4 protein-coding genes are annotated in these 2,130 nt (G+C 30.9%); all 4 read left to right on the forward strand.

The genetic code is table 11. The annotated features are described in order from the left end of the window. The coding region (minC, locus tag ACMOUI_RS07760; protein ID WP_418965159.1) for a septum site-determining protein MinC at positions 1 to 611 on the forward strand (611 nt) is incomplete at its 5' end. Positions 612 to 630: 19 nt separating this feature from the next. Then, a complete protein-coding gene (gene minD / locus ACMOUI_RS07765) occupies positions 631 to 1,422 on the forward strand; it encodes a septum site-determining protein MinD (RefSeq protein WP_418965160.1) in 792 nt (263 codons plus the stop codon). A gap of 13 nt (positions 1,423 to 1,435) precedes the next feature. After that, the gene (gene minE, locus ACMOUI_RS07770) at positions 1,436 to 1,690 is read left to right on the forward strand and encodes a cell division topological specificity factor MinE (RefSeq protein WP_418965161.1); all 255 of its coding nucleotides are present in this window, start codon (positions 1,436 to 1,438) and stop codon (positions 1,688 to 1,690) included. A gap of 67 nt (positions 1,691 to 1,757) precedes the next feature. Beyond that, positions 1,758 to 2,130, forward strand: a 373-nt coding sequence (locus ACMOUI_RS07775) for an EamA family transporter (RefSeq protein WP_418965162.1), incomplete at its 3' end; no start/stop codon positions are given.

Here is a 2,130-nt window from a genome sequence, read left to right on the forward strand (position 1 = left end):
TAAAAGATAAGTTTTCTGAAAAGATTAAACAGGCAGAGGCATTTATAGGTGATACAAAGATAGCCATTGAATTTACAAATAGAAAGTTAACAGAAATAGAGGAAAATATTTTAATCGGAGTAATAAATAAAGAGACTAATATAAAAATAGCTTTTATTTTTTCTGAAAAATCAACTTTTTCTCAACTTCCTGGTGGACAACTTCCATTTAATAATATAAAAGATATAACAGATGAGGGGACTACAAAATTTCATAAGGGAACTTTACGTTCTGGTCATAACCTTGAGTTTGATGGAAATGTAGTTGTACTTGGAGATGTAAACCCAGGAGCTGTTATAAAGTCCAAAGGGAATGTAATAGTATTGGGATACCTTAATGGGACAGTATATGCTGGAGAAAATGATGGTTCAGAAGCATTTGTAGGTGCTTTTTCATTAAATCCTATTCAGATAAAAATTGGGCAGATTATTGCAAAAAATCCGAGTACAAATGTGTTAGATGTTAATAAAGTGAAAAAAACTATGGATTTCGAAGTGGCATATTTAAAGGATGGGAATATTTTTATTGAAAAATTTAACAAAGCGACTCTAGAACATATGGTAAAAATATAAGAGAAAAGCAGGAGGAATTATGGGAAAAGTTATAGTAATTACTTCAGGAAAAGGTGGAGTAGGGAAGACAACAAGTAGTGCAAACTTAGGGGCTGCACTGGCTATGCAAAATCAAAAGACACTATTAATTGATACTGATATCGGTTTAAGAAACTTAGACGTTGTAATGGGATTAGAAAATAGGATTGTCTATGACTTAATCGATGTTATAGAGGGTAATTGTAAACCTAAACAAGCTATTATAAAGGATAAAAGAAATGAAAATTTACATCTGTTACCAGCGGCACAATCTAGGGATAAAAATGCTGTTACTCCAGAACAGATGAAAGAGTTAATAGAGGTATTAAAAGCTGAATATGATTTTGTATTAGTTGATTGTCCAGCTGGAATAGAGCAAGGATTTAAAAATGCAATATCAGCGGCAGAGGAAGCGTATGTGGTTACAACTCCAGAGATTTCCGCAGTTAGAGATGCAGATCGTATTATTGGATTATTAGAAGCAAATGAGATTAGAAATCCAAAATTAATTGTAAATCGTTTAAGAGTAGAGATGGTAAAAGATGGAAATATGTTAAGTGTAGATGACGTGACAGATATACTTGGTATTAAACCAATTGGAATTGTACCTGATGATGAGAATATAGTTATTTCTACTAATAAAGGTGAACCATTAGTCTATAAGGGTGAATCTTTAGCAGCAAAGGCTTATATCAATATAGCATCAAGGACATTGGGGCAAAATGTTGAGTTTTTAGATTTAGATCCTAAAGTTGGATTTTTTGATAAGTTAAAAGAGATGTTTAAGAAGTAAAAGGAGGCGAAATATGGGATTTTTTAGTTTTTTAAATAAAGAAAAATCTAGTTCAGTAGCTAAAGACCGTTTAAAACTAGTACTGATACATGATAGAGCTATGTTGTCTCCTAAAATGCTTGAAAATTTAAAGGATGAACTTATTGCGGTAATATCTAAATATGTAGATATTGATAGGGACTCTTTAAATATTGAAATTTCTCAAGAGGCTGAAACTGGAAGAGAAACGGCACTAATAGCAAATATACCTATAAAAATAAGAAAATAGTACTACGGTGCTATTTTTTTTTAGTAGATAAGAGACACAAAAAACATAATATTAAGGGGGACGAGTTATGAAAAGAGAGAGTTTTAGTAAGTTATTATTACTTTTGGTTGCTATGATTTGGGGAAGTGGGTTTCCAGCTACAAAAATAATTTTAGATAGTGGAATAAGGCCTTTTGAATTTTTAGGAATAAGATTTTTTATTACAGCAATAGTTATGTTTATAATTATGAGAATAAAAAGGATAAAAATTGAAAAAAATGAGATGAATTTAGGAGTGATTGCAGGATTGGTTCTGTTTTTAGCTTTTGCTTTTCAAACTGTGGGATTGGTCTATACAACTTCCTCTAAAAATGCTTTCATAACTGGTGCAAATGTTATTTTTGTGCCCTATATAGCGTGGATTTTTACAAAAGAAAAGCCAAAATTAATCTATATTTTAT

Origin of the sequence: Cetobacterium sp. (assembly GCF_048470075.1) — a bacterium.
Classification (GTDB): Bacteria; Fusobacteriota; Fusobacteriia; order Fusobacteriales; family Fusobacteriaceae; genus Cetobacterium_A.

What these genes read in the sequence shown, in the direction of transcription:
- minD (WP_418965160.1), top strand. Translation starts at nt 631, where the DNA reads ATGGGAAAAGTTATAGTAATTACTTCAGGAAAAGGTGGAGTAGGGAAG.
- minE (WP_418965161.1), top strand. Translation starts at nt 1,436, where the DNA reads ATGGGATTTTTTAGTTTTTTAAATAAAGAAAAATCTAGTTCAGTAGCT.